The following is a 26,474-nucleotide window of genomic DNA, read 5'->3' as shown; positions in this document are numbered from 1 at the left end:
AAACCTCCCGGCGCGGTAGACCATCGGCCCGCTTTCGCCGCAGTGCACCACGGGGAGACCCCGTGGCAAGCAGCTCAACACGTCCTCCTCGGCGCCCGCCACGGCATCCCAGTGCGGCGGCGTCTCGTCGTGGCCTCAAGGCAGATGCGGCGTCGGAAGGTCATCACACACGTCCTGGCGACGGCCCCCTGCCCCATGAAACCGTCGCATCGCTCACCTACCGTGACCCTCGCGCGGAGTTACGGATCATGCCGACCGATCGCGTCATCGAACGCCTGCATCCCGGAGGGCGGCTGCGAGTTCTGCTCGCTCTTCAGGCGCTCGCCGTCGGTGAGACCGCCGAGCTGGAAGACGGCACAGTACGGGACAACCCGCCGCCTGGCCCCACGCAGGGAACACGGCTGGTAGAGCCGCCGCCCTCGTGACGTCACCGGGCCGGGAAGCCAATTTGCCTTCCCGGCCCGTGCGTTGGACTGAGCCCACGTATCCACTGAGGGCGTGCCCGGCGTACCGCACTCATGGATGGACCAGCTCGCTCCCGGCGGGCGCCTTCTCGTGCCGCAGCGGCTGCGCCGGCAGCGTCTCCCGCTTCATCGCCTACGAGCAGCGGGGCGGCCGCTGGCTACGCGTTTCCGCCTCCACGACGTCGCGCGTCGCCTGTGGGAGGGGCCACGGTGTCCGCGCGGCGGCGTACCGCCTTCGCGCTCGCGCTCTCCTTGCCTTCCACCCCCTCGGCCGTCGCGAGCACGGCGGGAGCCAGTCCCTGGGCGGCCGCGCGGTCCGTGATGGCCAGCCAGGTGGCCACCGCTCGTTTGGCGGAGGCGCGGGTTCGCTCGTCGGAGGCTCCGACCAGTGAGGACAACAGCCCGACGGTATGCAAGTACCAGCGGCTGGCCATTTCGTGTTGGCCTGTCAGGTGTGCAAGCCAACCGCGCATCTCCCGCACGTTGATGGTCCTCAAGTCCTGCTCGCCGTACTCGGACGTCATCGCCTGGTCGAGCCGCTCCGCTTCGACCACTGCTGAGTGCAGGACTTGCGGGTCCTTCGAGGAGAAGGCAGAGGTGACCAGGAGGATGGCCTCGCGGTACTTCTCCGGCATCTCCGCAGAGCCGTCGGCGGCCGTGGCCGAGCCGGGGCGCGCGGACGGGTCGGGCTCCTGCGGTCTTGCTGCTGGGTCTGCCTGCTGAGTCGGTTGCGGCCTGTCCCAGAACTCCGGCGTCACGGTGCCCCAGGGGCGGTAGAGGATGTCGCTGTCGCTCATGGTGTTCCTCAAGGTCTCCTGCGCTTGTCGGCGCTCATCAGACGGTGATGCCGCGCTTGCGGAGGTAGGGAATCGGGCTGATGTCGGTGCCGTAGGCGGGGCCGGTGCGTATCTCGAAGTGCAGGTGGGGGCCGGTGACGTTGCCAGTGGCGCCGGATACGCCTATCTGCTGTCCTCCGCTGACCTTCTGCCCGGCCTTCACCATGGGTGTCTTGGCCAGGTGGGCGTACTGGCTGTACATCCCGTCGTCGTGGCGGATGATCACCTGGTTGCCGTAGGAGCCGGCCCATCCGGCCGAATAGATGACTCCTGGTCCGGCAGCCCTGACCGGTGTTCCGGTGGGCACGACGAAATCGACGCCGGTGTGGTAGCCGCTCGACCAGGAAGATCCCTTCTGGTGGTACGGCGTGCCGAGAGGGCCGTTGACCGGGAGGGTCCACCCGGAGGAGGAGAGTTTCGCTCCGCTGGACTCGGGAGCCATGTACTTGGCCGCGCTCGCAATGATGTTTTTGACGTAGTGGTATGTCTGGCCCTTCGCGAAGCGCTCAGGCGGCACGCCCTTGTAGTAGTCGACCCATTTCCATCCCGCGTTGTATCCGGCCAGGGCTAGTTCTATGGGACTGCCGTTGTAGCCGGGGTGCTTCTTTGCTGTCTCAAGCAGGTCACACATCATCTTGCCCTGGGCAGGGATGGCGTCCTCGGGGTCTCGTACGTCCTTGACTCCATCGCCGTTGCCGTCTACGCCCTGGCTCGCCCAAGTGCTGTCGATGAACTGCGATATCCCTTTGGCCAGAGGGACCTTGTAGGTCTTCCCGTTCTTGTCTGTCTTTACCTCGTACGAGGTGGCTTCCGGATTGAAGCCACTTTCTTGCTGGATTTGTGCTGCAAGGATTCCTGGGGATAGTCCCTGATCGCATGCCGCGGCGGCTTTCTCTATGAGTCCGGCGTACTGAGCGGGCACGTATCCCTTCCCGGCCCTGAGCTTCCCGCTGGAGGAAACGCTCAGGCCGCTCCCGCCGGAGTCGTCCGAGGTCGCCGCGAAGACGATCCCCACACTGAAGGCCAGTGGGACACCGAAGCCGACACAGACGGCTATCGCCATGCCCTTCGTCAGGCTCAAGCGGAGTCACTCCCCCGTTGTCGTCTCTCGTGCTGCCCCGTCTCGGGCGGCCGATCTGATTGCCATGTGCTGTTGGAACCGCAGCCAGGTGCGCCGTAAGCGTGGGCATTTCTCACTCACCGAGAAGTTTCATCGTTCAACTTTCTCAGTGAGTGAGAAATGGAACTCGCGGGCTTCCTGGCGGGCCTCTCCCCTTCTAACCCGACATCCTGTGACACTCGATTAATTGGGACGAACTAGCACCAACTCACCTGTTTTTATGGGTGCCTGCGCTGCATCACACCTCATCCGCGCCAATAGAAGCATGTCGGCAAGATTAGACTCGCTTGCAGGCAAGCGGACTTACCAGTGACGTCCGCAAAAGCGATTGCGTTCCGGGGGATGTATGGCTAAGAAAGCTCAGGCCGCCGTCCCGTCTCTGCCCGACGGCGCCCGTCTGGTGGTGCCGGTGATGTCGCCTGGCACAGGCGGCAGTGGCCGCTCCACGGTGGCCGGTCTGGTGGCCAGTGAAATGGCGGCAGCAGGCCCTGCGGTCGTCCTGGACCTGGGGTCGCGTCTCACCTCGCCGTGGCCCGCCTGGTCTGCCAATCCAGGCAGCGGGCTGGTGTCGGTCCCTGCGGACCGGCCGCTGCGGCGGAGCGACGTTGTGGCTGCTGCGGCTCGCTTCACGGCGTTTGGAGGCTCGCTCTGGCATGTCATGACCGATCATCAGGACTGGACAGCCCCGCCCCTTCGGCTGCCGAACGATCCTGCCGCGTGGTATCAGCTCGCTGCGATCGGCGGCTGGCGAACGGTGGTGGCCGATACCGCTCATCCGCTCACTCACGACATCATCTCCGCGCGGAGTGTCGGAACCAGTGGCGCGACCGCCGCCTGGTCGTCGCTGCCCTACGCGGTGCCGGTCCTGTGCGCCGCTGCAACCGGCGCCGGGGTGCACGCCTTGCAACAGGCCGTGCGTGCCGTGGAGGCGGAGGGACTGCCGCTGAAGCGGCTGGTCGTCGCCCTGGTCGACCAGGCTGGCGACCGGCAGCCGCCGGTCGTCAAGGCCACCTCGACCATGCTGGCCCCGCGGGTGGCCGCCGTCGTGCCGGTTCCCTACGACCCGGCTCTGCGAGCCGGTGGCCTGCGGGATATGACCCGGCTGCGGCCGCGCACCCTTCAGGCGGCGGGCGCGCTCGCGCGCGCCGTCATCGAATCGGCCCAGACGGCATGGGGCGCCCCGCTGGGCATCGCCGAACAACCCGCCCCGTACAACCGCTCGCCCGAGCAGACGCACTACCGAATAGCTCAACAACCAACGCACGCAGAGGTATCCGCATGAGCCAGATACTCCAGGCCCTCAACAACCTGCCGGACCACGCCCTACTCGCCGCTGGCGGCGACAAGGGCGGTGGCGGCGGCATCGTCCCCGAGTACACCCCCGCCCTGCCCGACAGCCTGAAAACCATCACCGGCAAGATCCTCGGCTGGGCCACCGGCATCGGCATCGCCCTCGCTGTACTCGGCCAGATCCTGGGCTGGTCCATGGTCGGCATCGGACACAGCACCGAACGTGCTCAGATGGCCACCCGAGGCAAGTCCTCCGCCATCTGGAGCCTCGTCGGCGGCATGGGTCTGGCCGTCGCCTCCAGTCTCGTCATGCTCTTCTACAACGCGGCCAAGGGCGGTAACTGATGGACGCCCAAGACCGCAAGGCCCGTCGGGCCCGGCTGCGCCTGGCCGGAGCCGCCATCGTCGCGCTCGGTGTCCTGGCCACAGGCGGATACCTCGCCGTGAACTCCTTCAGCGGCGACGCGGACGGTCCGGCGTCGGCGGAGGCCACCAAGCAGGCCAGCGCCTCGCCGAGTTCGCCCGCCGACAGCGCCGCCGACCGGATGACGCCGGGCAAGGCCCAGGCCCTGCCGCTGCTGGCCCCGAAGAAGTCGCAGGACGGCGCCCCCCTCGGCTTCCCCAAGAACGGCCTCGGGGCGATCTCGGCGGCGGTGGCCTACTGGGAGGAGTACGCCTGGCTCGACGACTCCCTGGCCCGCAAGCAGCTTGAGGTCCTCGTCTCGCCCGACTCACCCCAGACCATCGACAAGCAGATCAGCGAGGTCCACCGGGTGCGCGAGGGCATCGGGCTTCCCCCCTCTGGCCCGGCGCCCGCCGGCGTGACCTTTACGACCGTGGTGAAGGCCGTCCGAGGAAAGTCGCTGGTCAAGGACGGAAGCGTGGCGCAGGTATGGCTCCAGTACGACCGCTACGCCACCAAGGCCGACGGCGGAGGCGACGACAGCCCCCTCAAGGACGAAACCGTCGACGTGATCATGAAGTGGCAGAACGGCGAGTGGCGCATCACGCAGGAACCGAAGTACGTCAAGCTGCGCACGTTCCCTCTGGCCTACGACCCCAACAGTGTGCCCGCTCGACAGGACGGCTGGTGGCGGGTGGCCGATGCGAACTAACGCCCTCAGGCGCGGCGTCTTCCTGCTCCTGGCGCTGCTCCTGACCTTCGGGATGAGCAGCGCCGGAGCTCCGGCCGCCACCGCCGCTGACGGCGACGGGAGCAAGGTCGTCGTCGACTACGGACCGCCGGAGGATCCCCCCAAGGAATGGGAAGAAGGGGGACTGGCCTGGGGCCTGACCTCCGACGGCAACTACTGCATCCTCAGCGAATACGACGACTGCAACCTCGAAGCCGGTGAGAAGCCCGGCACGATGAAGCCCTGCGAGGGCGCCTCCGGCGCGGCGGACCTCGGCTGCACCAAGGAAGAGCAGCGGAAATTCGAGGAGAAGGCACTCGCCGACTGGCAGAAGAAGAACAAGGGCGCGGCGCAGTACGACAAGGTCAACGAGTTCCTGACGCAGTGCGTCAAGGAAGACCACAGGGCCTTCGTGGACTGCAAGAACGAGGCCGCCGCCAAGTACCCGCCGCCCGCGACAGATCCGCTGGAGTGGGCCGCCGGCAAGGTCAGCGAGATGGCGTCCGACGCCATGAAGGAAGCCGCCCGCTACATCGGTGAGTCGGTGGTGTGGCTGCTGGAGAAGTTCGCCAACGCCTTCAACTCGTGGTCCACCATTGATCTGGCTGACACCGGCATCAGCGACATGCTGGGCCTCTCGCTGACGCTCTCCGTAGTCCTCGCGGTGTTCCTGCTGATCATCCAGTTCGGCAAGGTGGCGATCAGTCAGGACGGCGGCCCCTTCGCCACAGCCGCCACGGGCCTGGCGAAGTTCGGCGCGATCCTGGCGGTCTACATCACCGCCACCCAGGTCGCGCTGAAGTGGAGCGACGAGGTCTCTGTCTGGATCATCAACTGGTCCTTCGAGGGCGGCGGCGACGGCAAGGCTGATGCCGCGGAGGCGATGCAGACTCAGCTCGGTCAACTGTTCTCCGCACTGACCGTGAGCGGTGGGGCGGCTGCGGGCGGAAGTGCTCTGATCACCGGTGGCGGTGTCCTGGCGAACGCCGTCGGGGTCATCATCGTCGTCGGCATCCTGTGCATCATCGTCATCGCCGGGCTGTGGATTGAGATGATGCTGCGCCAGGCAGCGATCATGATTCTCGTCGCCACCATGCCGATCGTCCTGGCCGGCCAGATGGCCGACTCCACCCGCGATTGGTGGCCCAAGGCCCGCAACGCGCTGGGCGTCGCTATCCTCGCCAAGCCCGCCATCGTGCTGTGCTTCGGCATGGGCTTCACGGCCGCGACCGACGCCAACGGGGTGCGCAATGTCCTGGTCGGCTTCGTGGTCTTCGTCCTGGCCGGGGCCGCCTGGCCGGTCCTCGCCCGCTTCATGGTCTTCACCACCAACGGGGACGGGAACAGCACGGCCAGCGGCCTCGTCAGCTCCGTCGGCAGCTCCGTCAGCAGCATGTTCGGCGGCTACCAGGCCGCCCCGGGCGGTGCCGGCGTCGTTGGCGGCGGCAGCGGCTACACCCGCGCGCTGGAGGAGGACAACGCCAGCGTCGCCAGCAGCGGCTCCAACGCCGCGGCCGGGGCAGGGTTCTGGTCTAAGGTCGCCGGGTCGGTCGGCCTGGGCCTTCAGGTCGCGGCGGTCGGCAAGGACACACTGGAGTCCGCAGCCCAGAACACCGCGGCGAACGCGGGTCTCGGCCCGGCCGCGAGCGGCGGCCGCCATGTCGTCCTCCCGCCGGCCCGCGCGGCCGGCGGCACTCAGGAGGGCGAGCCGGAGGCTCCGGAGCCGGAAGAGAACGGCGGGGGTGGTTCCAGTCCCCAGCCGTCGCCTGCGGGCGAGTCCGCACCTCCGCCCAATCCGTCGCCCGAGCCGTCCACGATCGACGCGTCCACGGCCAACTGGAACGGGCCTCGACCGACCGACCCCACCGAAGGGAGCTGACCGATGTCCAGCAACGCTGAGCAGCCCGCCACGTACGGCGGATGGCAGGCCGAGCGCATGGGCGTCATCGGCAACCTCTCGGGCCCGGGCTTCGCCCTCGTAGCGGCGGCCGCGATTGTCGCGCTGGCCCCCATCTACCAGCGCAGCTGGTCGACGCTCCTGATCTCCCTGCCCCTGTCCGCGCTGCTGCTGGCTCTGGCCTATGGGCGCGTGCTGGGGCTGACGGCCGACGAGTGGCTCCTCCTCGCAGTAAGGCACCAGATATCCGTGGCCACCAAGAAGAACCTCTTCCTTTCCGGCGCGTTCGCCCCGCGCAACCCCAGGACGGGCGATCAGCCGATGGACCTGCCGGGCCCGCTCGCCCGGCTGCGCATCCTCGACGCGGCCGACGGCCAGGGCGGCCGACTCGGTGTCGTGTACGACCCGTCGGCCAACACCTACACCGCAGTGGCCCGCGTGGTCTCCCCCGGCCTCGCACTGGTCGACAACGAACGGCAGAACGCCCGCGTCGGCGGATGGGCGGCCTTCCTGCGCGCCCAGTGCAAGGAGGACTCCCCGATCGTGCGGATCGCCGTGCACCAGCGATCCCTCCCCGACGATGGCGCTGCTCTGCGGGCGTTCACGGTCCGTCACACCGCAGCGCAAGCACCGCAGGTCGCCAAGGAGTCCCTGGCGGAGCTGATGCAGACCGCTGGGCCCGTGGCGACCATCCGGGAGACCTATCTGTCCATCGCCCTGTCCGCCAGCCGCGCGCGACTGGCCGTCAAGGGCGCAGGCGGCGGTCAGATCGGCGCCGCGGCGGTTCTCGTGCGCGAGCTCAACGCGATGCAGGGTTCGCTGAGCAGCGCCGGACTCCAGGTTCAGGAGTGGCTGGCTCCGCGCCAGGTGGCGCAGGTGATCCGCACCGCCTACGACCCGCACTCCCAGGTGGAGTTCGCCGACCGCAACGCCGCCGCACGTGACGCGGACTGGCAGGGAACCCCCACGGGCATCGATCCGGCCCTGGCGGGGCCGTCGGCTGCCGAGACGGGCTGGAGCGTCTACCGGCACGACGGCGCCTACACCGTGTCCTACCAGGTTCGGAACTGGCCGCAGAGCCAGGTGTTCGCCACCTTCATGCAGCCTCTGCTGCGTCCGAGGCAGAACGCCCGCCGGTCCCTGTCCCTGGTGTACGAGCCCCTCGGGCCCTCGGCGGCCCGACGGGACCTGGCCAAGGAAAAGACGAAGCGGGACACCGCGCGCAAGGTCCGTGCAAAGACCGGACGAGCGGAGTCGGAAGACGAGCGCCGCGAGGCCGTGACCGCGCGCGAGCAGGACCGGGCCCGCGCGGCCGGCCACGGCGTCGCCCGCTTCACCGGCCTCATCGCGGTCACGGTCACAGACTACGAGCAACTGGAGACGGCGTGCGCCGAGCTCCAGGCGGACGCGTCGGCCGCTGGCATCGAGGTGCGCCGGATGTGGGGCGGCATGGACGCGGGTTTCGCGGCCGCCGCTTTGCCCCTGGCCATCGGCCTTCCCGAGCGGAGGATCTTCTAATGGCACTGCGACTGTTCACGCCTCGGCGTACGGACGACACCGCCCTGGGAGCCGCCCCGCTCAGCGAGCTGATCGACCTCGACCAGGCCCTTCCCGAGGCGGCACCGCAGCTCAGCGCACGGGAACTGCGGCGCTCGCGACTGCTGGAAGACCCCGACACCGTGATGCGGGTGGCGCCCAAGCTCGGGTGGAACCAGCCGTACGCCGGCCGGGCGGCCTCGCCTGTGAAGGCCGAAGCCTTCCGCGCCCACACGGGAGCAGTGGCAGGCGTCTACCCCTTCCTGCACGGCACGCCGCTGCCGCCCATCGGGGTCTATGTCGGGTGGGACGTGATGACCATGCAGGCCTTCAGCGCACACCCGTCCGGGTGGGTGAAGGAGGGCCTCACCACCAACCCGAACCTCATGATCACTGGCGTTCCCGGCTCCGGGAAGTCGGCGCACATCAAGGCCCTGGGCTTCCGGCTGATGGTTCTGGGCCTGCGCATGCTTATCGCGGGTGATGTAAAGGGCGAGTACGCCCAGTTGTGCGAGCACCTCGGCGTGGAGCCGGTGCGGCTGGGCCCGGGGCTGTCGGGCCGCCTCAACCCTCTGGATGCCGGGCCGCTGGGCGCCGACCTGGACAGGATCACGAACCAGGCGGAACTGGACGCACGTCTGAAGGAGATTCACCGGCGGCGGCTGACCCTGCTCAAGGCGCTGCTCGAACTCCAGCTCAAGCGCTTCCTCATCCCCCAGGAAGAGGAGTGCCTGGACATCGCGGTGCGCGAGGTCACGGGCGAACTCCACGGGCAGAGCACGCTGCGCACGCCGACCTTGCCGGAGGTCTACGCGATGCTGAAGGACCCGTCCCTGGAGATGGCCCGGGAGCTGCGGGTGCGCGGGGACGACATCCAGACCGCCCGCGAGCACATGGCGCCGATCAGGGCCGCACTCGGCACGATGATCCACGGGCATCTGGGGGGCCTGTTCGACGAGCAGACCTCCGTCCAGCTGGACTGGGAGGCGCCCATCCAGTCCATCGACATCGCCGCGCTCCAGCACTACGGCGACGAAACCGTGGCCATGGTGCTGACCTGTGTGTCGTCGTGGGCGCAGGCCGCCATCGACCGGCCGGGGCGGCCGTGGATCGTCGTCCGTGACGAGCTGTGGCGGCAGATCGCCAGTGGCGGCGCTTCCATGGTGCGCAAGATCGACGCGGACCTGCGACTGAGCCGTGCCACCGGAACCGTCCAGCTCCTGGCCACGCACTCCCTCGCTGACTTCGAGGCGCTCGGCGCATCCGGTGAGGAGGCCTCGGCAATCGCCAAGGAGCTGATCGCCAAGTGCGACACGAGGATCCAGCTGGCCCAGGACACCAAGCCGCTGAATTTGACCAAGGAGGCCATCGGCCTGACGGATGCCGAGTGCGCCCTGATCGGGGGCTGGGGCGCCGGGCAGCGGGGCCGGGCGTTGTGGAAGGTCGGCCGCGCGGGCGGTAGTCACGCGGTGCAGTTGCTGTTGTCCACGGCCGAGAAGCGCCTGTTCGAGACCGATGAGCGGATGGTGGTGTGATGTCGAAGAAGGACGGTGGTCTCGACGACGGCACGTTCCTGGCGGCCGCCGGTGCCGGTGTCGTCGTCTCGCTCAGCGCGATCCTGCTCGTCTCCGCCCAACTGGCCGGGCTGCTGTCCGGCAAGGGGTGGCCCTCACCAGCCCGGAGCCTTCCGGAAACGGTCGTGTGGTCGGTCGTCTCCGGTCCGGGCTCCGTGTACGAGCCCGCCCCGCCGGCCTGGCTCTTTTGGACCTTCGTGGTCCTGCTGAGCGGGCTGCTGATCGCCGCAGTCGTCTTCCTCGTCGTACGGTTCGGCGGGCGCAAGGACACCGGCGGCGCCAAGTGGGGCGGGAAGAAGACGGAGAAGTCGATGGCCGCCCCGGATCGCCCTGAGGACCGGCCCGGGCGCATCACAGCGGGCCGCGGTCCGCTGACGAACCGGATCCTGGCGGTGAGCGAGCGCGCGGCCTCCGGTGTGGCGTTCGGCCCGCCGGGATCTGCCAAAACCACTGGCCTGCTGCTCGGCAATGCAGCCGAGTGGCAGGGCCCTGCCGTGATCACCACGACCAAGGCAGCCGATCTGAAGGCCATCTACGCCAGCCGCCGGGCCTTGGGGCCGGTCTACATCATCGCCCCAGCAGGGCTCCCGGGAATGGAGACCCACCACTACTCGCCGGTGGACTACGCCACGGACCCGGAGTCGGCCGAACGTATGGCGGAGTGGATGGCCGATGCGGCGCAGAAGACGTACGACCCGCGCGCAGAGCCCTGGATCGCCCAGGCCCGGGCCATCCTGGCCGGGCTGCTCCTGGCCGCGAACATCTCCGGCGGCGGCATCAACCGCTTCCGCGAGTGGCTGGCCCTGGGGCGCGACGCCGTCGACCACGTCCGCTCGATCCTCGAACCTCGCTATCCCGAAGTCGCCATCGACTACGCCCAGCCCTGGCTCCAGCTCCACAAGGACGGCGCCGGATCGGTCCAGTTCACGCTCAACGTGATTGCTGCCGTCTACCGCTCCCAGCAAGTCCGCGACGTCGCCGCACGCACCGACTTCACCGCCGAGCAGATCCTCGACAGCAACGGCACGATCATCATGGTGGCCTCGCCCAGCAACGCGGAGCGCTTCGGGCCCTTGTTCACGGCGATCATCGCCTCAGTCATCCACGCCGCGGAGAATCGATTCGAGCAGACCGGTGAGCCCCTCAAGGACGCCCTGGGCCTGTTCGTCGATGAGGCCGGCAACGTCCTGCGCTACCCCAAGCTGCCGACGATCCTCACCACCGGCCGCGGCATGGGCATCGCCCTGCTCACCATCTGGCACGACATCAGTCAGCTCGCCTCCCGCGTCGGCTCCGAAGGCGCCAAGACCGTAATCTCCGCCTCCCACCTGCGCATGCTGCTGCCGGGTCTGGCCGACGACGACACGATCAGATACTTCAACTACCTGCTCGGCAAGGAACACGCCGAACGCACCACCCGCTCCTCAAGCGGCTCCGGCCGCTCCTCCACCTCGACCGCCGTGGTGGAAACCGACCTGGTACCCGTCCACGAACTCCGCGAGATCCCGGCCTTCACCGCCATCGCCGTCTACTTCAACCAGCGTCCCCTCCGTGTCAACATGCGCGTGACCTGGCGCGACCCGGACCTCATCGCCTGGCTGAACCGGCCCGCGCCAGTCTCGCTGAACAAGGACCTCGACCTCGACGCGCTGGAGGCCACCCTTGGCTGACGAGACCGACGCCGACGACCAGGCCCTGGCCCAGGAATCCGACGTCGCGGAGGAGGAGAAGCCGGACGCACCTCAGCGATGGGTGTGGGCGGACATGGGTTCCGAAGAGCGCGAGCAGCGCCTGACTGAACTCGTCGAGTGGGTCGACTGGCTGGTGGAAACGTATGAGCTGCGCAATCAGGTCGCCCGCTGCTGGTACCAGCACCCCCGCCTCGTCGAACTCTTCAGCGCGCTGTTCATCGGGTGGGTGCGCACCTACGTCGGCGATCCCACGAAATTGAGCACGCGAGCGGAACTGGACTGGATCAAGGAGCTGTACGCCCTGCTCCCCCGCCTCAACAGCGCCAGCTGCCAAACCGCTCACTTCGACCCGGCCCCCGCGACGTACTCGATGCGTGAGGCCTTCGACGCCTGGCTCGCGGAGATGGAGCGACCGTTCCTCGACGCTCCGCGCAGTCACCCGGCCCAGACGCAGGCAACCAAGCTGGCCAGGGTGAAGCGGCTGGAAGACGCGGCGAGGGCGAATTCCAAAGAAGCCGGCGCAGGCGGCCGCAGCGACTGAAGCGACCGACGGCAGGAACGTAGGGAGGGGCCCGGCTCTGCGGGGCCCCTCCCTACGTTCTACCTCTTCGGGCCGCTGCGGCTTTGCTGGTCGTCCGGCCCGGGGTGCTGAGCCGACTGCTGGGCCTGCTGCTGGAGAGCAGCCGCCTGCTGGGCCTCGATGCGGCGGGCCTCCTCGGCGACTCGCTGCTCGTAGGGCTGCCCGTCACGGAAATTGAGTTCCTTGCGGACCCCGGAGGCCGCCTTGTCGAGTTCGGTGACCTCGCCCCGGGCTGTCGCCGCTTCTTTCACTGCGGCGTCGGCGCGGCGCTGCTGTACCGCGCGGGTGCGCTCAAGGACAGCCTCGCGGGATCCGCCGCTGCGCTGCCACGCGGCGAGCACCTCGTCGTGCTCGGTGGGGTTGCCGGCCCGCTGGGCGCTGTTCTCCTGCTCCTGGCGCGCTTCGCGGAGTTGTTCCGTGGTGCGCTCGGCACCGACGCGGAGATCGAGCAGTTGCTGCTCCAGCTGCGTGCGCTCGGCGCCACGGACGGTGTGACGGCCGAACGCGCCGGTTTCCTCCAGTCGCTGCTCGATCACCTCCGCCGCGCGCTGTTGCCGGTCCTGGCGGGTGGACAGCTCGCTGACCCTGGCCGCCGCCGCTCGCAGGTCCTCGATGGCCTGGACGCGGGCCGCCCGCTCGTCGACGGCCTGCTCGACCGCGCCACCGGGTTGCAGTGCCGCAACCAGCTCGGCCGCCTTGGCCTCCTTCGTTGCGGCGAGTTCCTGGGCGCTCTCGGCTGCTTCCACGTAGTAGGCCAGCGTGTCTGCCAAGTCGGCGTCGGGGAGGTCGGCGTACGGCCGTTCCTCGGCCCGCCGGTCCTCGCCCTCGTGCCGCTCCTGGGTCGGCTCGTCGCGCTGAGGCTCGGGCTCGTTCACTGCGGCCGCCGGGGCGTCGGCCTCTACCGAGTACGTGGCGGCTCGGTCGGCGTCGTCCGCCGCACGGGCCTGCTCGGGTGCGGCCTGCTCCAGCTCCTGCCGGGAAGGTGCGGCGACCTCGGCCTGCGCCGCAGCTTCCTGCCGGACGTCGGGGGGTTCCACGTTCACCGTCGGAACGTCGATCGCAGTCTCCGCCTCGGCCTCGACGCTCAGCTCACGCTCCTGCTCCGGCTGGAGCTCGGCGCGTGCCGCCGCATCGGTGCGCTGCTCGACCACCGCGGCGTACGGGTCGGCGTCATCGCGGCGCACCGGCATCTGCTGGAAGGCGCCTGCGGCCGCCAGTTCCTCTCCCCGGCGCTGGGCCGTCTGCGTGGCCCGGGAGCGACGGCCCATCTCGGCGACCTGGCCGTTCAGGACGTCCCAGGCGGCGGCGTCCTGCTCGCGCACCGGGCGCCGGCCGATGCCGGGCTCGGTGTCCGGCACGCGGCGCTGGGCACGCCAGGCCTCGGCCAGGGCAGCCGTCCTCTCCCATGCCGCGCGCAGTTCGGTGCCGCCCTCGGGCACCGGCCCCAGTGCCTGGGCCCAGCGCGGGGGCTCATCCGCGAGAATCTGGCCCGCCATGGCCAGCCGCTGCTCGATCACCTCCCGCCGTTCCCGCAGGTGTTCGACCCACGCCGACGGGGTGTGCTGGTCTCGTTCGGCCGCCCGGGCGGCGAGCCACTCGGGCACCGCTGCGGTGTAGTCCGGCTCCGGGACCGCGGCGTCGGGCAGCATGACCCGCAGCCGCTGTTCCGCCCGGACGCGCTGCTCGACGACCTCGGCCCGCCTGAGCCGCTCTCGTGCCTGCTCCTGGCTGAGGAGGTTCGCGCGCATTTCGGCGGCCACGCTGTCGCCGTCCATACCGGCGGTGTGCGCGGCGTTCGGGCCCGGCTCGCGCTGCCATTCCTCACGGGCCCGGTCGATCCAGGACAGTTCCGTCCGCAGCCGCTGTTCGTTCTTCAGCTTCATCAGCCGCTCGGCTGCGGCGCGCTCGTCCAGGCGGGCTTGCTCGATGGCGCTGCGCAGCTCGGCGGACAGCTGCTGGTCCGTCGGCGTCGCCGGGACGGCGTCGGCAGTGCTTCGCTCCCCTGTCGTGGCCCGGCTGGCTGCCGCACGGTTCTCGGCATCCAGCTCTCGCTGGGCTTGCTGCTTTACGAGGGCAAGTTGCGCGGCAGCAGAGCGTCCCTCGCGCCGCGCCTGCGCGATGGCCTGGGACAGTTCGCTGTGCGTCAGGTCGCCGAAGGCACGGTTGGGCCAGGCCGGCACCGGCAGACCGTCCACGACCAGGGCGCGCGGCTGGTTGGCCACACGGGCGTCCGCCTGCCGCAGCGTCTCCAATGCCTGGGTACGGCGCTCACTTGCGCGCTCGGCGAGGCGGTCCAGCTGGGCGTCGGTGAGGTCCACCAGTGGGCGGCTGGTGTTGTCGGCGGCGAGCTCGGCGAGCTTCTCCCGGGCGGCCTCGACGTGCCGGTCAATGCGCCAGCCCAGGACGTCTGCCCGGTCCTCGGCATCGGCGAAGTCCCGCTCGAAGAACGCTGTCCTCAACACGCGCTCCGGGGTGAACCCGGCCGCTTCGGCGCGCTTCAGCGCGCCCTCGACGCTGCGCCTCCAGCCTACGGATGCAATGAGCGCCTCGGCGTCCAGGTGGAGCACGTTGCGTGCCATGGTCTGGTAGCGCAGGGACAGTGCACGGTCGTGGACGTCGGTGTACTCGGCTGCCAGCTGAGGGATGCCCCATGCGCGTTCCTGCTCGGCCTGGATGGACTCCGTAGCCGACAAGGAGGGCTGGGCGTTGCGGGCGATGGCGTCCAGGACGTCGTGCAGCGTCTGGCCCTCTTCGACGATGACGTAGAGCCGGTTGCTCTCACGGCCGCGAGTGAGCTGCACGTAGGCGCCCTCACGGGTGGTGGTCCGGGTGACCAGGCCGCTGCCGGTGGACACCGTCGCGCCCTGCCCCCGGTGGCCGGTGCTGGCATAGCCCAGTTCGACCCACCGCTCGGCGTACTCCGCGGCGAGCATGGACCGGCCGCCGTGGTCGGTGTGCCGCACGACGAGGTCTCCGTCGGTCGTGATCCTTTCCACGACCCACTGGTCACCGTTCTTGACGAAATCCTTGCCGCCCCTCACGACGTTCTTGCGGTCGTTCTTGCGGGTGACGATCAGGTCGCCGCGGTGCGCCTGGAGCCCGTCGTGAAGGTTGGCCGTCTGGCTGCTGTCGAGGTGGCCAGCGCCCATGCGGTAGGCCTGGGCAAGGGCGTTCAGCTCGCTGACGGTGGCGCGGTGGTCGGCCATCATCATGGCGGACTTGCCTGCGTCGATGTCGCGCTGCCAGTCCGCGAAAATCTGCTGCTGCATCTGCTCGCGGGTGCCTGCGACAACGCGCCCGTTGTCGATGTACCAGGTCCACGCCTTCTCCGGTTCTCCGCTGCGGAGCATGAGGGATGCGGCCGCCTCGCCGGCGGAGCGGAAGCGGTGCACCGTCTCCAGCTCGACGACGGGAACGTTGTTGCTGAGCAGGCGAAGAGCACCGCCGGATTCGACCGAGGCCAGCTGAGCCGGGTCACCGATCAGCCGGACGAGAGCGCCAGCGGCCTGGGCCTCGGCCACGACGGCGGCGATGCGCTTGCTGCCCGCCATGCCGGCCTCGTCGATGATGATGACGTCGCCCGCGCCGAGCTCGAATTCCGGGCGCAGGCGGTAGCCCTGGCGGGCTCGTTCGCGTGCTCCGAGCCACTCGTGGAGCACGTACGCCGGGGATTCGATACCGCTGGACAGCTCGCTGGCTGCGCGGGCAGAAGGACCGAGCCCGATAACGCGTCCTCCGGCGGCCCGGACTGCGTCGGCCGCCACCTTCATCGCCGTGGTCTTACCAGCACCCGCCGGGCCAATACCGGCGATGACGAGCTTCTCACCAGTCGCGAAGGCCTCCGCGAGTGCACGCTGCCCAGCGTCGAGTTGGCGCTCGGGATGCGCCTGCTGGTAGGCCTCTTCGATCCGCTTGTAGGTGGGCATCGAGACGGCCGGGATGACATCCGTCCGGGCCGCCGCGACGATCCGGTCCTCCGCTGCGAGCACCGCTGCGGAGGTGAAGAGTTCGGTTTCCCTGCGCCGGTAGATGCTCGTGCCGTCGGCGCGCGTGAGCGGCTCGAAGCGCGGGTTCAGGTCGGCCGGGGTGATGTTGATGGCCTCCGCGGACAGCACTCGCTCGGTGATCTGCTCTGCCAGATCACCTCCCAGAATGGCGCCCTTGGTAGCCATCATGACCCACCGCCGGGCCTCTGCGAGGACCTGCCGACGGCCCCACACACTGCGGTAGTCATCGACCGTGGTGAGGACCTCCCGAGCGGCCTGTTCGATGTCGATATGCCCCAGCGCGGCGGGATGCGGGCGCGTCGTCGCGGCCGCGGCACGGGCGTCGTCGAGCAGTCCGTCGACCCGCTCAACTCCGAACGTCTCGATCGCGCTGCGGCGCCATTCGGCGCGCAGCTCAGCGAGTGGTCGGGCCGTCTTCTTGTCCGGTCGGGTGTCCAGGGTCGCCTGCTGGGTGAGGGCGATCAGGGCCTTCTGCGACGGCTCGTATCCGTGCTCCTTGCGGTACTGGTCGACCAGCTCGGCGGTGCGCTGCTTGATGGACATGGAACGCGATGAGTGGGCCTCGATCAGGTCGTATCCCACCCCGGCGACCTCCATGACGGGCCGTTTGCCAGGGGTGACCTCACGCGGTTCGGCGCGCAGTCCGAGGCGCAGGCACACCTCCTCGACCACGCGCTGGTTGTACAGCTCGGAGGCCGGCACGTTCTGTGCGTACAGGAGCGCACTGTCGAGAGAACGCCACTTGCCGTCTACGCCCATCACCTTGTTGGAGACCACCACGTGGTCGTGCAGCATCGGCTCCGAGTGACGGTTGTCGTAGTGCCGGAAGCGGGTCGCGATGAGGCCGCTCTTCACGTCCTCCTGAGCGATTCCGTTGACCCCTGTGCGTGTCATGAGGGCGTTCTCTTCAAGCCACTGCACCGTGTCGCTCATGGCCTGCACGTGGGCCTGTTCGATGGTCTTCCGTAGCTGCTCGTCACCGAGTGCCCAGAGCACCGAGACGCTCTTGGGTGCGGAGAAGACAAGGTCGAACCCGGCTACTGCATTGCGCGGCTTCGCGCCCTCCTGCTGCTTGATGAACTTGCCCAGTTCCTCCTTGGATTCGGGGCCGCGGCCGTACTCCTCGCGGAAGAGAACGGCGCCCACCTTGCCGCGCATGGCTGCTCGTTCAGCCGCTGTTGCAGCGCGGCCTTCGGTGCGTGCATGGCGCTCCTGCTCCTCCTTGAAGCGCTGGCCGAAGACCGTCTCGCTCTGGTTGAACTGCATGTAAGCACGGCCCAGTCGGGCGGCCTTCACGGCCTGCTTCGCGGTCGCTCCCTGGGCGATGTGCTCGGCGATGATGCGCTCTGCATCGGGGTGCAGTCCCTCGCCGTACAGGGCCCGCATCTGTTCCTCGGAGACCGTCCCGGAGACCCCGAGCAGCTCGATTCCGGACCCCATCCAGACGCCCGGAGGGTTGCCGGATGCGGTGTAGTAGTCGCCGAGCTCCTGGCCCGTCTCACGGCTCTGGTCGGCGCTGACGGTCTCTCGGATGTAGTAGGCATACCCGTCCCCGGCGCTGAGTCGGTGGACGGTCATCATGGCATTGATCTTACCTGGGTCATTCGGAATGTCTGAGGTGTGATGGAACTGATCTCGTAGCGCGTTGCGCGTACAGACAGACGTGGAGGAGCGTGCGACGAACACGGATGGCTGGACGGCAGCGTGATGCGAGATCAGTTCCATCACACACGTAGTGTGGCGGCTTTCCACAGTCAGGCTCTCCGAGCATGGCTGTGGTTAGACGTACGCGGCTGACGGCCTGGGGATAACCCTGATGCAGAGGCAGAGTGCCCCCTGGTGCATGAGCCTGCGGCAGGCGTGCACCGGTCGATACACCGCCGGGGGTTGCACGGCGGGCCGCGGCGCTGTTCAACCGGTGCCGCCCACCTCGTGCACCGACTCTCTCCCGCACCGCCACCGGCGGTGGTGCACCGGCCCGCGTCGCGGGCCGGTGCACGGCCATCGCGCGGGCGATGCATGCCCTCTGTCCGGCTGTGATCGCCTGCGGTGCACAATGGCGCTGACGTACGGATCACGGAGGGTGCATCGCATGGCCAAGCGGAAGAGTGCAGCGCATGTTGCGGCGCGCAACAGGGCTCGTGAACTTCAGGCACAGTTCGCCGCACTGGAAAACACGCGTCTGGAGACGGCGGCGCGGGCCATCGCGCTGCAACAGGACCTGGCCGAGCACGACGCCGAGACGGACCGGCAAGTGCAGCAACTACTGGCCAAGCGTGAGCGGCGGAAGCGTGAGATGGTGGCTCAGTTGGGCGCTCTGGCTGAGGAGATGCTCGAAACGAAGGTGAACAAGCCTGAGGCGGCCGCCCGCATGGGCATGTCTGTCACCGACATGAACGCGGCGCGGAAAGCCTTCAATGACGCCGTGCGTGCCCGTGCTGAGGCTTCAACGCCTTCGGCCGCACCGGACGGGGCGCCGGCCCCGGCTGCCTCGCCCCCGCCCACGGGCGCGGCGTCTCCGGCCGAATCGGTCGACGGCGGTGCAGCGGCTGCCGTCGTGCCGCAGCAGAGTGAGCCTTCTGAGCACGACAGTGCGACGGCCACCACGCCCTTCTCGCCCACCGTCGGGATGACCTGACCGCCGATTAGAGGCGGAAACGCGAAAAGGCCCGGCTCCCCTGAGGGGGAACCGGGCCTTCGTGTGCTGTGTTGCCTGAGCGACCCTCGGGCGGCGATGCGCAGCCGGAGAGGCACCCGCGATGTGGTCGCGCGGTTGCGGTGGTTGGACGGGATGGCGGGCGCGTCGCGCGGTACCGGTGACGGCCGGCCGTCGCGTCCCGGCCGTTTGCCGGACCGGTGTCCCCAGTCCGGCAGGGATGCGGATTAGAACGGCGGGTCGTTCTCGTAGTTGGTGGGCTTGCGGGGGCCGAAGACGATCAGGGCGAGTTGCCGTGACTGCGGGCAGGTCGGGCAGGGACCGGCGTACTCGTCCGTCCAGTCGATCCACTTGGTGAGGTGGCCGTCACCCTCGCACTTGCTGCACTTCGGATCGGGCCTGCGTTCGAGCGTGACGAACCGGCCCCATCGGTTTACCTCGACGTACAGGTACTTACTGATCCTCCAGCGGAGCCCCTGGGTCCTCCAGTACCAACCATTGAGTCGCTGCCGGATCCTGGCGTCGTGCATAGCTCGTCCCTTCGTCGGGGTGTGCGTGTGAGTCGAGGCGGGTTGCCATCCCGCGCTGCTGGGGATGCGGCGGAACTACCAGCCGTGCCACCATCGGCGTATCTCGTCGGCCGTCTGCCCTTCGTTCCGCATCCATGACTCGGTGATCTGCTCGAAGGTGGCGGCCGGGTCCTGGAGGAGACAACGGATGGTGTGCGCCATGAGGTGCATGGCGTCCTCGGCCGGGCCGCTGGGGTCCAGTGCCTCTGTGAGCAGGGCAGCCGCTCCATCGGTTGCCGTTTCGACTTCCTCGGGGGTGTAGAGCGGGGCGGGTATGGGGCCTCCTAGGTGGTGGGGTGTTGGGGGGCCGGGCGGGCGCGGCGGGCGGCACCATCGGCGTTGTGCTCGTCGCCCGGCGGCCGGCCGTCGGGCGGGCCTGCGTTAGTCGTGCGGTGCCAGCTGGCGGCCGTCGCACTCCGCCGTTTCGGGACCGGTGGGCCGGTGGCCGGACAGTGTGTGTCCGGCCACCGGGAAGGGTCAGAACGGCGGTTCGTCGCGCCAATCGCGCTGGGTGGGCTTCGGCTCCCGGCGCCACTCGCTCGGCCTGGCGAGCAGCGCAATGCGGAATGCGGCAGCGACTCGGCCACGGGCGGTCATGTATAGGCGCGGGTACTCGGGGCAGTGCGGGCACGGTCCGGCGTAGTCGTAGTACGGGCGCCGGTCGTGGTCGGTGCCGATCTGCTCGTAGAGAGAACCGGTGCCCTGGCAACGGTGGCAGTCCGGTCGGGCCTCACGGCGTACCGTGACCGTAACGGGGCTGTTGTACGGCTCCAGTTCGACGACGAGATACCCCCGGCGCCACATAAAGCCGTCTCGCTCCAGCCTCCGGAATCGGCGGGTGAGCGCGTCACAGACTCGCGCGTACATGGGTAGTCCCCTCCATGGGGTGTGAGGTGATGGTGGCGCGCTGCGTCCCGGCTCGGTCGACGTGCCGGGACGCAGCGGAGAGGGGGCGGTCAGGGGCGCTCGCGCCAGTCGACTTCGACGTGCCCGTAGTAGTTGACGTGGAAGTAGTCGACCATTGCGTCTGAGCCGTCGAAGTTGTAGGCCCGGTGGATCTCCTCAAGGGCGTCCAGGATCCCGCGCAGCTGCGGCCCGGGCACCCACCGCTTCTCGCCCCAGTAGTCCTCTTCCTGGACGTAACCCCACCCCTTCTCGGGGAGGTTGTACACGCGCACGTCGATGCTGCCACCGCCGGAGAAGTAGTCGGTGCGGACAGACACCTTCATCTGCTTGGGCATGGTGGCGAGCGGGGCGAGCGGGTCGATAAGGGCCACTTCGGTGCCGGTGGCCAGCTTGGCGTCGACCTTGCGGGCCAGCTTGACATCCGCACGAATACGCTTCGCGATATCCGTGAGTGACAGGTTCTTGACCTCCTCGTACCGCTTGCCGTAGCGGACCTCGGGGAGGCGGTAGCCGTGCCAGGTACCGGCGCCGCTGTCGGACGGGGCAAACTCACCGTTCTTCTGAGCGGCGGCTAGAGCGCGGTCCAACATGCGCTCGGCCGCGTCGCGCTCCTCCGCACCGGTGCGCGGGTGGAAGATCAGGTTTTCCAGGATCCAGACCTTCTTCATCGCCTTGTCCTTGGGCTCGCGCTTCTCGTCGGTGATGCGGGCCCGGGTGGTGCTGGCGGTCATCGGTGGTCCTTCCTAGCGGGTGTGCGTGTGGAGTGCCGGGGGCGGCGGGGCCACCGCCGCCCCCGACTGGTCAGAACTGGTTGCCGATTTCCTGCGGCTGCTGCTTGCCCTTGAAGATCGCGACGGGCTTGAGGTAGCGGTGCGCGACGGCGAGCAACTCGGGGCCCTCCGTGACGCCGGTGAACTCGTCGACGCGGTGGGCGTTGTCCCGGGCGGCCTGGAGCTGGGCGCTCATCAGGGCGGCCCACGGGGTCGCTGCGCGGACGTGGAGGATTTCCGGCGTGCTGTTGAAGTGGTCGTAGGGCTCGACCCACCGGAGTACGACCGTGAAGTCTCGGTTTCGGCTGGCTCCCTCGGTGCGGGCCTTGCGGTTGCGGCGGGCGGTCTTGCAGTCCTCGATGAACTCGCGAAGCGCGCGGAGCATGGGGGGTCCTTCCGGTGGTGTGCGTGTGGTGTGGGTGCCGGGGTGCCACCCGGGGCCGGTGCGCGCGGCCTGGAGCCGCTGGGGGCGGGCGTCGGGGTCGTGCCGTGGGCCCGCGATGCTGCGCCGCTCGCGCTGTGAGGCGGCGGGCTCGGCGCGTCTCCCGCGCCCGGGGGCGGCACCCTCGCGGGTGCCGCCCCCGGGGGGCCTCTCTCAGAAGAGGAACACCGGCTCGCTGACGGGCGGGAGCGGCTTACACACGGTCGGCGCGGGCTGCGGCTCCTCGTCGTCCTCGGCGTAGTACTCGGCTGCCGCCTCGGCGTCCATCTCGTCGAAGTCCGCGAACTCGTCCGGCTTGTCCAGCTCGCCGGTCATCTCCTCCAGCTCGCTGGTGTTGTCGCTGAACTCGAACCGCTCACCCGCCGCGATCTTCCCGGGCGCGACGTCCCAACGCGTCTTCGGCGTGGCCTTGTTCAGGACCTCGCCCAGGATGGCGGCCAGGGGAAGAGCGTCGTCACGGTCGCCGAACGGGCGGTTGCGGTGCGCGTGGATGAGTCGGCCGCTCTTGTCGACGGTCCACACAGCATCGACGAACCAGCGGCGTTCCCCGACGAGCCGAGAGACGTAGAAGGCGAGGGTCTCGCCACCGCTGCGCCGGGTGATGGTGAAGGTGGCGATCAGCCCCCGGCGGACCTTCTCGCCGACGATCTTCGTCTCCTTGTCGATCTCCGCGATGATCATTCCGAGGCTGGCGGCGCGGCCGGTCTCGGGGAAGTGGTTGACCTTCGCAGCGATCTTGTTGTCGAGCATTTCTCGGCCCTTCGGTGGAGTGCGTGTGGTTTCTCTTCCGGGGGAGCCACCCCCTTCCGACAAGAAGAACTTTACCAGCATCACCCCTCGACCTCAAGTCGGGAAGGGGCCCTGAGCTGGATTTTTTGCCGCAACTCATGATCATTTGCGGCCCCGCCGGGGGTGTCGAAGCACACCCCCGGCGGTCGTCACATCAGCCCTTGTCGCGGCGCTGGGCCTGCTCCTTCTTCGCCTTCAGTCGGCGAGTTCCGGCCGACGACCGGCGCTCGCGGCCGGTCGGGTTCTTGCCCACCTTGCGGGGGTCCGGCTGCTTGTCGTTGCTGGCAGACGTCATGGGGCATCCCTTCGATGTGTGCGCGTGTGGCGGTCGGTTCGGGGCGCCACCCCGAACCGACCTTCGAGATCGTTTACGCCGGTGCGGTCCTTCAGTCGCGTTCGCTCGACTCGCACATGGGGGGCGCGGCGGGCGAACCCTGGGCGGGCGGGACGTCGTACCCCAGCCCGCTCACCCGGTTGCTCTGGTCGTCGCGCTTGCTCTGCGCCTTCTGGTAGTCGGCGCGGTCCTGCTGCGGACTTCCGGTGTCGGTCGTCATGTCGCCTGCCTTTCGGTGCGGTGTGCGTGTGGTGTCCGGTGCGGGGTGCCACCCCGTTCCGACAAGAAGAACTTTACCAGCATCACCGTTCACCGCAAAGCGTGAAAGAGCCTCTGAGCTGCGACAACACCCCCCCGGGCGGGCGGCCGGACGGCGGCGCGTCGCCGCCCTCTTCCCCTGTCCCTGCTGCGTCTTTTCGGCCGGTCACCCCCACCGCCCCGGCGGCCGGGCTACCGCCGTAACCCCGCTCCCGGCCTGGCCGGGCTCCCCCTCCTCAACGGGCTGAGAATCCGGGCTCCCACCACCCACCTCCTCCCCCACACCCCCGCCACCCACCGGCCGGCACAGAACCACAACGGGAAGAAGAGAGGTTCCACAACCGGGCCCGCACCCGAATCCACAACCCCGGCGCTCGCCGACGCGCACGGTGCCCGCCACGACGAAACGGATTCGCGTCGGCGAGTGCCGGGGCGAGCGGGGTCCAGGGGCCGGCGAAGGCCCCTGGTACCACGCCGCCCCGGCACAGACAGATCGCGCCGAAGGCGCGATGCACCACCGCGGACCCGCACCCGCACCCCAACAGCCACCCCACGCCGGGGGAGCGCGAGGGGGCGGCGTGAGCGCCCCTCGCATCCGGCAACGCCGGATGCCCCACCGACCGCCATCGTGGCAACACCTCCTCCCGATGGCGGCCCGTACGGGGCTTCTACCGCTTGGGCTGGTGACGTGCGATCTGTTCCCGAAGGGTGGTGAGTGCTTCGGCGGCCAGGGAGGCGGCGGCGTGGGCGGCCACCATGGCCCGGTAGCGGCGGTGCCGCGTGCCGGGTCGCATGAGGGATCGGACGTGGCACAGCAGCGCTGACCGGGCGTCCATGGTGTACCACCACCAGTCTTCTCCCACGGAGTAGGTTCCGTCCGGGTTGGCGTTCACCACTCGGTCCTCATATCCCTCGTTGACGAATGCGACGGGGGCACGCTCCACAACCTGGCCGTTAGGCAAGAGGTCGACGGTGGTGTCCTCGGGGCGAGCATCCTCGGCGACCTGGGCGGCGAGGAACGGCAAGACCCACGAGGGGAAGTCGGCGGAGCCGGGGCCTTCCTGGTTGTAGGTATAGGCAGGGAAGGGTCCGAGGAAGTCGTCGATGTGGGCGTATCCGGGCTGACGGGTGATGAGTGCCTCCTGGCGTGCGCGGTGTCTGGGCATGAGTCGGCCCTGGCCGGTTCGGCAACCGGCCAGGGCCTTGGGAAGGGGCAGAAAGCGCAGTGCTTGCCTGCGCGCTGCGGGTCTCAGCCGCTGTTCAAACTCGGGTCGAGCATGGCCTCGCGAAGCACGACGCCAACAACTTCGAGCGCCTCGGTCACGTCGGCGGGGAGGCGGGTGGCTCGCGCGATTTCGAAGATGTCGAGGGCCTCTGTAGCGACTGCCATCAGCGCGGGATTGTGGTCGCGCGCATAGCAGGCCAGCAGCAGCATCTCAACTTCGACCGTGTGAAGTACTCGTGCGGTCCGGCGGTCACGGGCCTCGTGGTAGGCCGCGTGGAGGACCTCCAGGTTGACGTACGCGGGCGCGGCACTGATCGCCCGGGCCTGGAGGGATGCGCCGCTTTCCAGCAACTCGGAGGCGGCGTGGAGAGCGGCGGCCGTCCCACCGTCACCCGTCCAGGCCCTCGCGAGTACCGCGGCGGCCTCGGCGTAGCCCAGCGCGAGCGCCCGCCACTGGGAGTCGTCCCGGTCGTCGCGTCGGGCGAGTTCGGCGCACTGCTTCTGGCGGGCCGTGCAGACGGCGCTCTGGCTCGTCAGCCAGGCCCGGTCCGGCGCTCCTCGGTACCCGCCCCGTACCTTCGTCGCGTTGGCACGGTAGATGTCGGCTGTCCTGGCCGCCTCGGCCATCGCGGCGGCCAGGTCGACGGGTTCGTCAGCTGTGATGCCGCCGGGCCTGGCTGTTGTGGGTTCGGTCATCAGCACGTGAATGCCCTTTCGAGGGGTGTGCGTGGGGGATGCCGGAACGGGGAGCCACCCCGCTCCGGCCGGGATCTGCTTGCCTATGTCGTGCCGGGTGGCCGGGACTACCGGAGTGCAGCCGTGAGCTCCGCGCGGACCTGTGCGCACACCTGGGCGGTGATGGCGCCGAGATCGCCGGCCGCACCGTGGGCGTACGACATCGCGCGGTCGTGAAGGTCGCTCCGGGGGACTTCGTCTGCAACGGCCTTGGCGTAGCCGTAGTAGAGCGCGGAGAGTTCGGCATCGGCGAGCGTCGCGAGCGCCTCAAGGGCGGTCACGTCGGCCTCACCGGCGTCCGCGAGCACCCGGTCGCGGAGTCCGGCCAGCGTTGCCCGGGAGAGGATGGTGGTGGTCGTCACGGGTCGTTCCTCCCGAAGTGGTGTGCATGTGGCGCCGACCGGAGGAGCCACCCCCTGTCGACGAAAAGAACTTTACCACCAACAAAGAGTGCGGGGAAGTAGTCAGTGCCTCTCGGGAGTGGTCCAGCGATTTCGCTGGCTGTCCGTCTGCCGGTAGAATCGGGGCTTCGTACACCTTCGGTGGATGCCTGTTGAGGTCTCCTTCTCGATGGTGTGCGTGTGGGGAACCGGCGACCATGCCTAGCCCGCCCCTTCGGGGCCGCTTCGGCGGATGGTCGCCGGTTCTTAGTTCTTCCTGGGGCCCCCTACTTGGCGTCGTCTACCCAGACTCGCCCGTACGGGGTGCGCTTCCAGGACGACATGCCCCCGTGTCGCAGCGCTTCCAGCGCCTCGCGGAGGTCTCCGTACGGCGTGGGGTCGAAGCGCCCCAACTCGGTCGCGCGCCTGAGCGTCCCGAGTTCATCGACGCCAACCGCGATGGCCTTCCCCTCCAGGTAGTCGGCGTGGCCGGCGTGCAACTCGTCGCGCCAGTTTTCCGGGTCGTCCCAGGGCGCTGGTGTCCATCCCGCGTCGGCCAGCGCAAGGTGTGCTAGTGCCAACGCCTCGTCGTCTTCGTCCGGCTCCTGGGACGGAAGGTGCCCGCTCCGACGCAGGTACTCCAGCACTGTGCTGATCATGCGGGCGGCGTCGGCCTCGAAGTCACCGGGACCAGGCGACTCGTAGAGAACCTCGCCAGTCATGATGGTGCCGCTGTCCTCATCGGCGGGGCAGACGATCACCCGGCCTCCCGGCCATTCCGACGGGGCCCCGTGCGTCCAGCCGTCCTGGTCTGCGATACGGACCACGTTCGCGGCCTTCGTGTCGATCACCAGCACGTCACCGCCCTGGTCCAAGTTGTTTTGAGTCCTCACGGTCAGACCGCGTCGAGCCAGCGTGTAGCCGAAGTAGTCGCCAACGGTTGCGTATGCATGCTTCATTCAGCCTCCGGGGGTGCGCGTGTGGCCGGGGGCGACGCGGCCAGCGTCGCCCCCGGTAGAGCCGGGGCCCAGGTCGGGGCCCCGGCTGTCCTGCTGCTACTTGCCGTCCGGCTCGTCGCTCGGCTCGTCGCTCGGCTCGTCGTCCGGCTCGTCGTCCGGCTCGTCGTCCGGCTCGTCGTCCGGCTCGTCGCTCGGCTCGTCGTCCGGCTCGTCGCTCGGCTCGTCGTCCGGCTCGTCGTCCGGCTCGTCGTCCGGCTCGTCGTCCGGCTCGTCGTCCGGCTCGTCGCTCGGCTCGTCGTCCGGCTCGTCGCTCGGCTCGTCGT

At 69.1% G+C, this 26,474-nt stretch carries 25 protein-coding genes and 1 pseudogene; 10 read left to right on the top strand and 16 right to left on the bottom strand.

What is annotated here, in order from left to right:
• Positions 1–498: 498 nt before the first annotated feature.
• Positions 499–579: pseudogene (locus tag ACWD26_RS29320) on the top strand (hypothetical protein); the annotation flags it as partial.
• 43 nt (positions 580–622) lie between these two features.
• On the opposite strand, the gene ACWD26_RS29315 reads toward ACWD26_RS29320, so the two are convergent.
• A complete protein-coding gene (locus tag ACWD26_RS29315) occupies positions 623–1,261 on the bottom strand; it encodes a hypothetical protein (RefSeq protein ID WP_451275113.1) in 639 nt (212 codons plus the stop codon).
• 37 nt (positions 1,262–1,298) lie between these two features.
• A complete protein-coding gene (locus ACWD26_RS29310; RefSeq protein WP_451274952.1) occupies positions 1,299–2,381 on the bottom strand; it encodes a peptidoglycan DD-metalloendopeptidase family protein in 1,083 nt (360 codons plus the stop codon).
• A 385-nt stretch (positions 2,382–2,766) separates the two neighbouring features.
• Between ACWD26_RS29310 and ACWD26_RS29305 the strand changes: the two genes are divergently transcribed.
• Genes ACWD26_RS29305 through ACWD26_RS29270 form a run of 8 tightly spaced genes read left to right on the top strand, consistent with a single transcriptional unit; the run spans position 2,767 to position 12,082 of the window.
• Positions 2,767–3,702, top strand: coding sequence for a hypothetical protein (locus ACWD26_RS29305; RefSeq protein ID WP_451274951.1), 936 nt, complete (start codon positions 2,767–2,769; stop codon positions 3,700–3,702).
• On the top strand, positions 3,699–4,055 hold the full coding sequence (locus ACWD26_RS29300; RefSeq protein WP_451274950.1) for a hypothetical protein: 357 nt from the start codon (positions 3,699–3,701) through the stop codon (positions 4,053–4,055). The genes ACWD26_RS29305 and ACWD26_RS29300 overlap by 4 nt, the downstream gene beginning before the upstream one ends.
• Positions 4,055–4,825 carry a hypothetical protein gene (locus ACWD26_RS29295; protein WP_451274949.1) on the top strand — a complete coding sequence of 257 codons (771 nt, stop codon included), beginning with the start codon at positions 4,055–4,057 and terminating at the stop codon, positions 4,823–4,825. Before ACWD26_RS29300 ends, ACWD26_RS29295 begins: the two co-directional genes overlap by 1 nt.
• The gene (locus ACWD26_RS29290) at positions 4,815–6,722 is read left to right on the top strand and encodes a hypothetical protein (protein WP_451274948.1); all 1,908 of its coding nucleotides are present in this window, start codon (positions 4,815–4,817) and stop codon (positions 6,720–6,722) included. Before ACWD26_RS29295 ends, ACWD26_RS29290 begins: the two co-directional genes overlap by 11 nt.
• Positions 6,723–6,725: 3 nt before the next feature.
• On the top strand, positions 6,726–8,258 hold the full coding sequence (locus ACWD26_RS29285) for an SCO6880 family protein (RefSeq protein ID WP_451274947.1): 1,533 nt from the start codon (positions 6,726–6,728) through the stop codon (positions 8,256–8,258).
• Positions 8,258–9,811 carry a type VI secretion protein gene (locus ACWD26_RS29280; protein ID WP_451274946.1) on the top strand — a complete coding sequence of 518 codons (1,554 nt, stop codon included), beginning with the start codon at positions 8,258–8,260 and terminating at the stop codon, positions 9,809–9,811. The genes ACWD26_RS29285 and ACWD26_RS29280 overlap by 1 nt, the downstream gene beginning before the upstream one ends.
• Entirely contained in the window at positions 9,811–11,520 is a 1,710-nt protein-coding gene (locus tag ACWD26_RS29275) for a type IV secretory system conjugative DNA transfer family protein (protein ID WP_451274945.1), read from the top strand. The genes ACWD26_RS29280 and ACWD26_RS29275 overlap by 1 nt, the downstream gene beginning before the upstream one ends.
• Positions 11,513–12,082 carry a hypothetical protein gene (locus tag ACWD26_RS29270; protein ID WP_451274944.1) on the top strand — a complete coding sequence of 190 codons (570 nt, stop codon included), beginning with the start codon at positions 11,513–11,515 and terminating at the stop codon, positions 12,080–12,082. The genes ACWD26_RS29275 and ACWD26_RS29270 overlap by 8 nt, the downstream gene beginning before the upstream one ends.
• 59 nt (positions 12,083–12,141) lie before the next feature.
• Here the strand turns inward: ACWD26_RS29270 and mobF are convergent, their stop codons facing one another.
• A complete protein-coding gene (mobF, locus tag ACWD26_RS29265; RefSeq protein WP_451274943.1) occupies positions 12,142–17,709 on the bottom strand; it encodes a MobF family relaxase in 5,568 nt (1,855 codons plus the stop codon).
• Between the two features lie 511 nt (positions 17,710–18,220).
• On the opposite strand from mobF, the gene ACWD26_RS29260 reads away from it, so the two are divergent.
• Positions 18,221–18,766: a hypothetical protein gene (locus ACWD26_RS29260; RefSeq protein ID WP_451274942.1), complete on the top strand. Its 546-nt coding sequence runs from the start codon at positions 18,221–18,223 to the stop codon at positions 18,764–18,766.
• 245 nt (positions 18,767–19,011) lie between these two features.
• Here the strand turns inward: ACWD26_RS29260 and ACWD26_RS29255 are convergent, their stop codons facing one another.
• From ACWD26_RS29255 to ACWD26_RS29195, 13 genes are all read right to left on the bottom strand, one after another.
• Complete coding sequence (locus ACWD26_RS29255; protein WP_451274941.1) at positions 19,012–19,314, bottom strand: hypothetical protein; 303 nt, start codon at positions 19,312–19,314, stop codon at positions 19,012–19,014.
• Between the two features lie 75 nt (positions 19,315–19,389).
• Positions 19,390–19,515, bottom strand: coding sequence for a hypothetical protein (locus tag ACWD26_RS29250; protein WP_451274940.1), 126 nt, complete (start codon positions 19,513–19,515; stop codon positions 19,390–19,392).
• 315 nt (positions 19,516–19,830) lie between these two features.
• The gene (locus ACWD26_RS29245) at positions 19,831–20,220 is read right to left on the bottom strand and encodes a hypothetical protein (RefSeq protein ID WP_451274939.1); all 390 of its coding nucleotides are present in this window, start codon (positions 20,218–20,220) and stop codon (positions 19,831–19,833) included.
• 89 nt (positions 20,221–20,309) lie between these two features.
• Complete coding sequence (locus tag ACWD26_RS29240) at positions 20,310–20,990, bottom strand: hypothetical protein (RefSeq protein ID WP_451274938.1); 681 nt, start codon at positions 20,988–20,990, stop codon at positions 20,310–20,312.
• Between the two features lie 70 nt (positions 20,991–21,060).
• Complete coding sequence (locus ACWD26_RS29235; protein ID WP_451274937.1) at positions 21,061–21,414, bottom strand: hypothetical protein; 354 nt, start codon at positions 21,412–21,414, stop codon at positions 21,061–21,063.
• A gap of 210 nt (positions 21,415–21,624) precedes the next feature.
• The gene (locus ACWD26_RS29230) at positions 21,625–22,221 is read right to left on the bottom strand and encodes a hypothetical protein (RefSeq protein WP_451274936.1); all 597 of its coding nucleotides are present in this window, start codon (positions 22,219–22,221) and stop codon (positions 21,625–21,627) included.
• A 193-nt stretch (positions 22,222–22,414) separates the two neighbouring features.
• A complete protein-coding gene (locus ACWD26_RS29225; RefSeq protein WP_451274935.1) occupies positions 22,415–22,555 on the bottom strand; it encodes a hypothetical protein in 141 nt (46 codons plus the stop codon).
• A gap of 91 nt (positions 22,556–22,646) precedes the next feature.
• Positions 22,647–22,814, bottom strand: coding sequence for a hypothetical protein (locus ACWD26_RS29220; protein WP_451274934.1), 168 nt, complete (start codon positions 22,812–22,814; stop codon positions 22,647–22,649).
• A gap of 706 nt (positions 22,815–23,520) precedes the next feature.
• Complete coding sequence (locus tag ACWD26_RS29215) at positions 23,521–24,018, bottom strand: hypothetical protein (protein WP_451274933.1); 498 nt, start codon at positions 24,016–24,018, stop codon at positions 23,521–23,523.
• An 83-nt stretch (positions 24,019–24,101) separates the two neighbouring features.
• Positions 24,102–24,773, bottom strand: coding sequence for a hypothetical protein (locus ACWD26_RS29210; RefSeq protein ID WP_451274932.1), 672 nt, complete (start codon positions 24,771–24,773; stop codon positions 24,102–24,104).
• 107 nt (positions 24,774–24,880) lie between these two features.
• Positions 24,881–25,174 (bottom strand): hypothetical protein, encoded by a 294-nt coding sequence (locus tag ACWD26_RS29205; RefSeq protein WP_451274931.1) that lies wholly within the window; start codon positions 25,172–25,174, stop codon positions 24,881–24,883.
• A 305-nt stretch (positions 25,175–25,479) separates the two neighbouring features.
• Positions 25,480–26,049, bottom strand: a complete 570-nt coding sequence (locus ACWD26_RS29200) for a hypothetical protein (protein ID WP_451274930.1) — start codon at positions 26,047–26,049, stop codon at positions 25,480–25,482.
• A 198-nt stretch (positions 26,050–26,247) separates the two neighbouring features.
• A partial coding sequence (locus tag ACWD26_RS29195) for a hypothetical protein (RefSeq protein ID WP_451274929.1) occupies positions 26,248–26,474 on the bottom strand: 227 nt, incomplete at its 5' end.

The sequence above is a fragment of the Streptomyces sp. NPDC002787 genome, assembly GCF_053592095.1.
The sequence above is the reverse complement of the archived record's forward strand: the minus strand, read 5'-3'. Positions and strand labels throughout refer to the sequence as shown.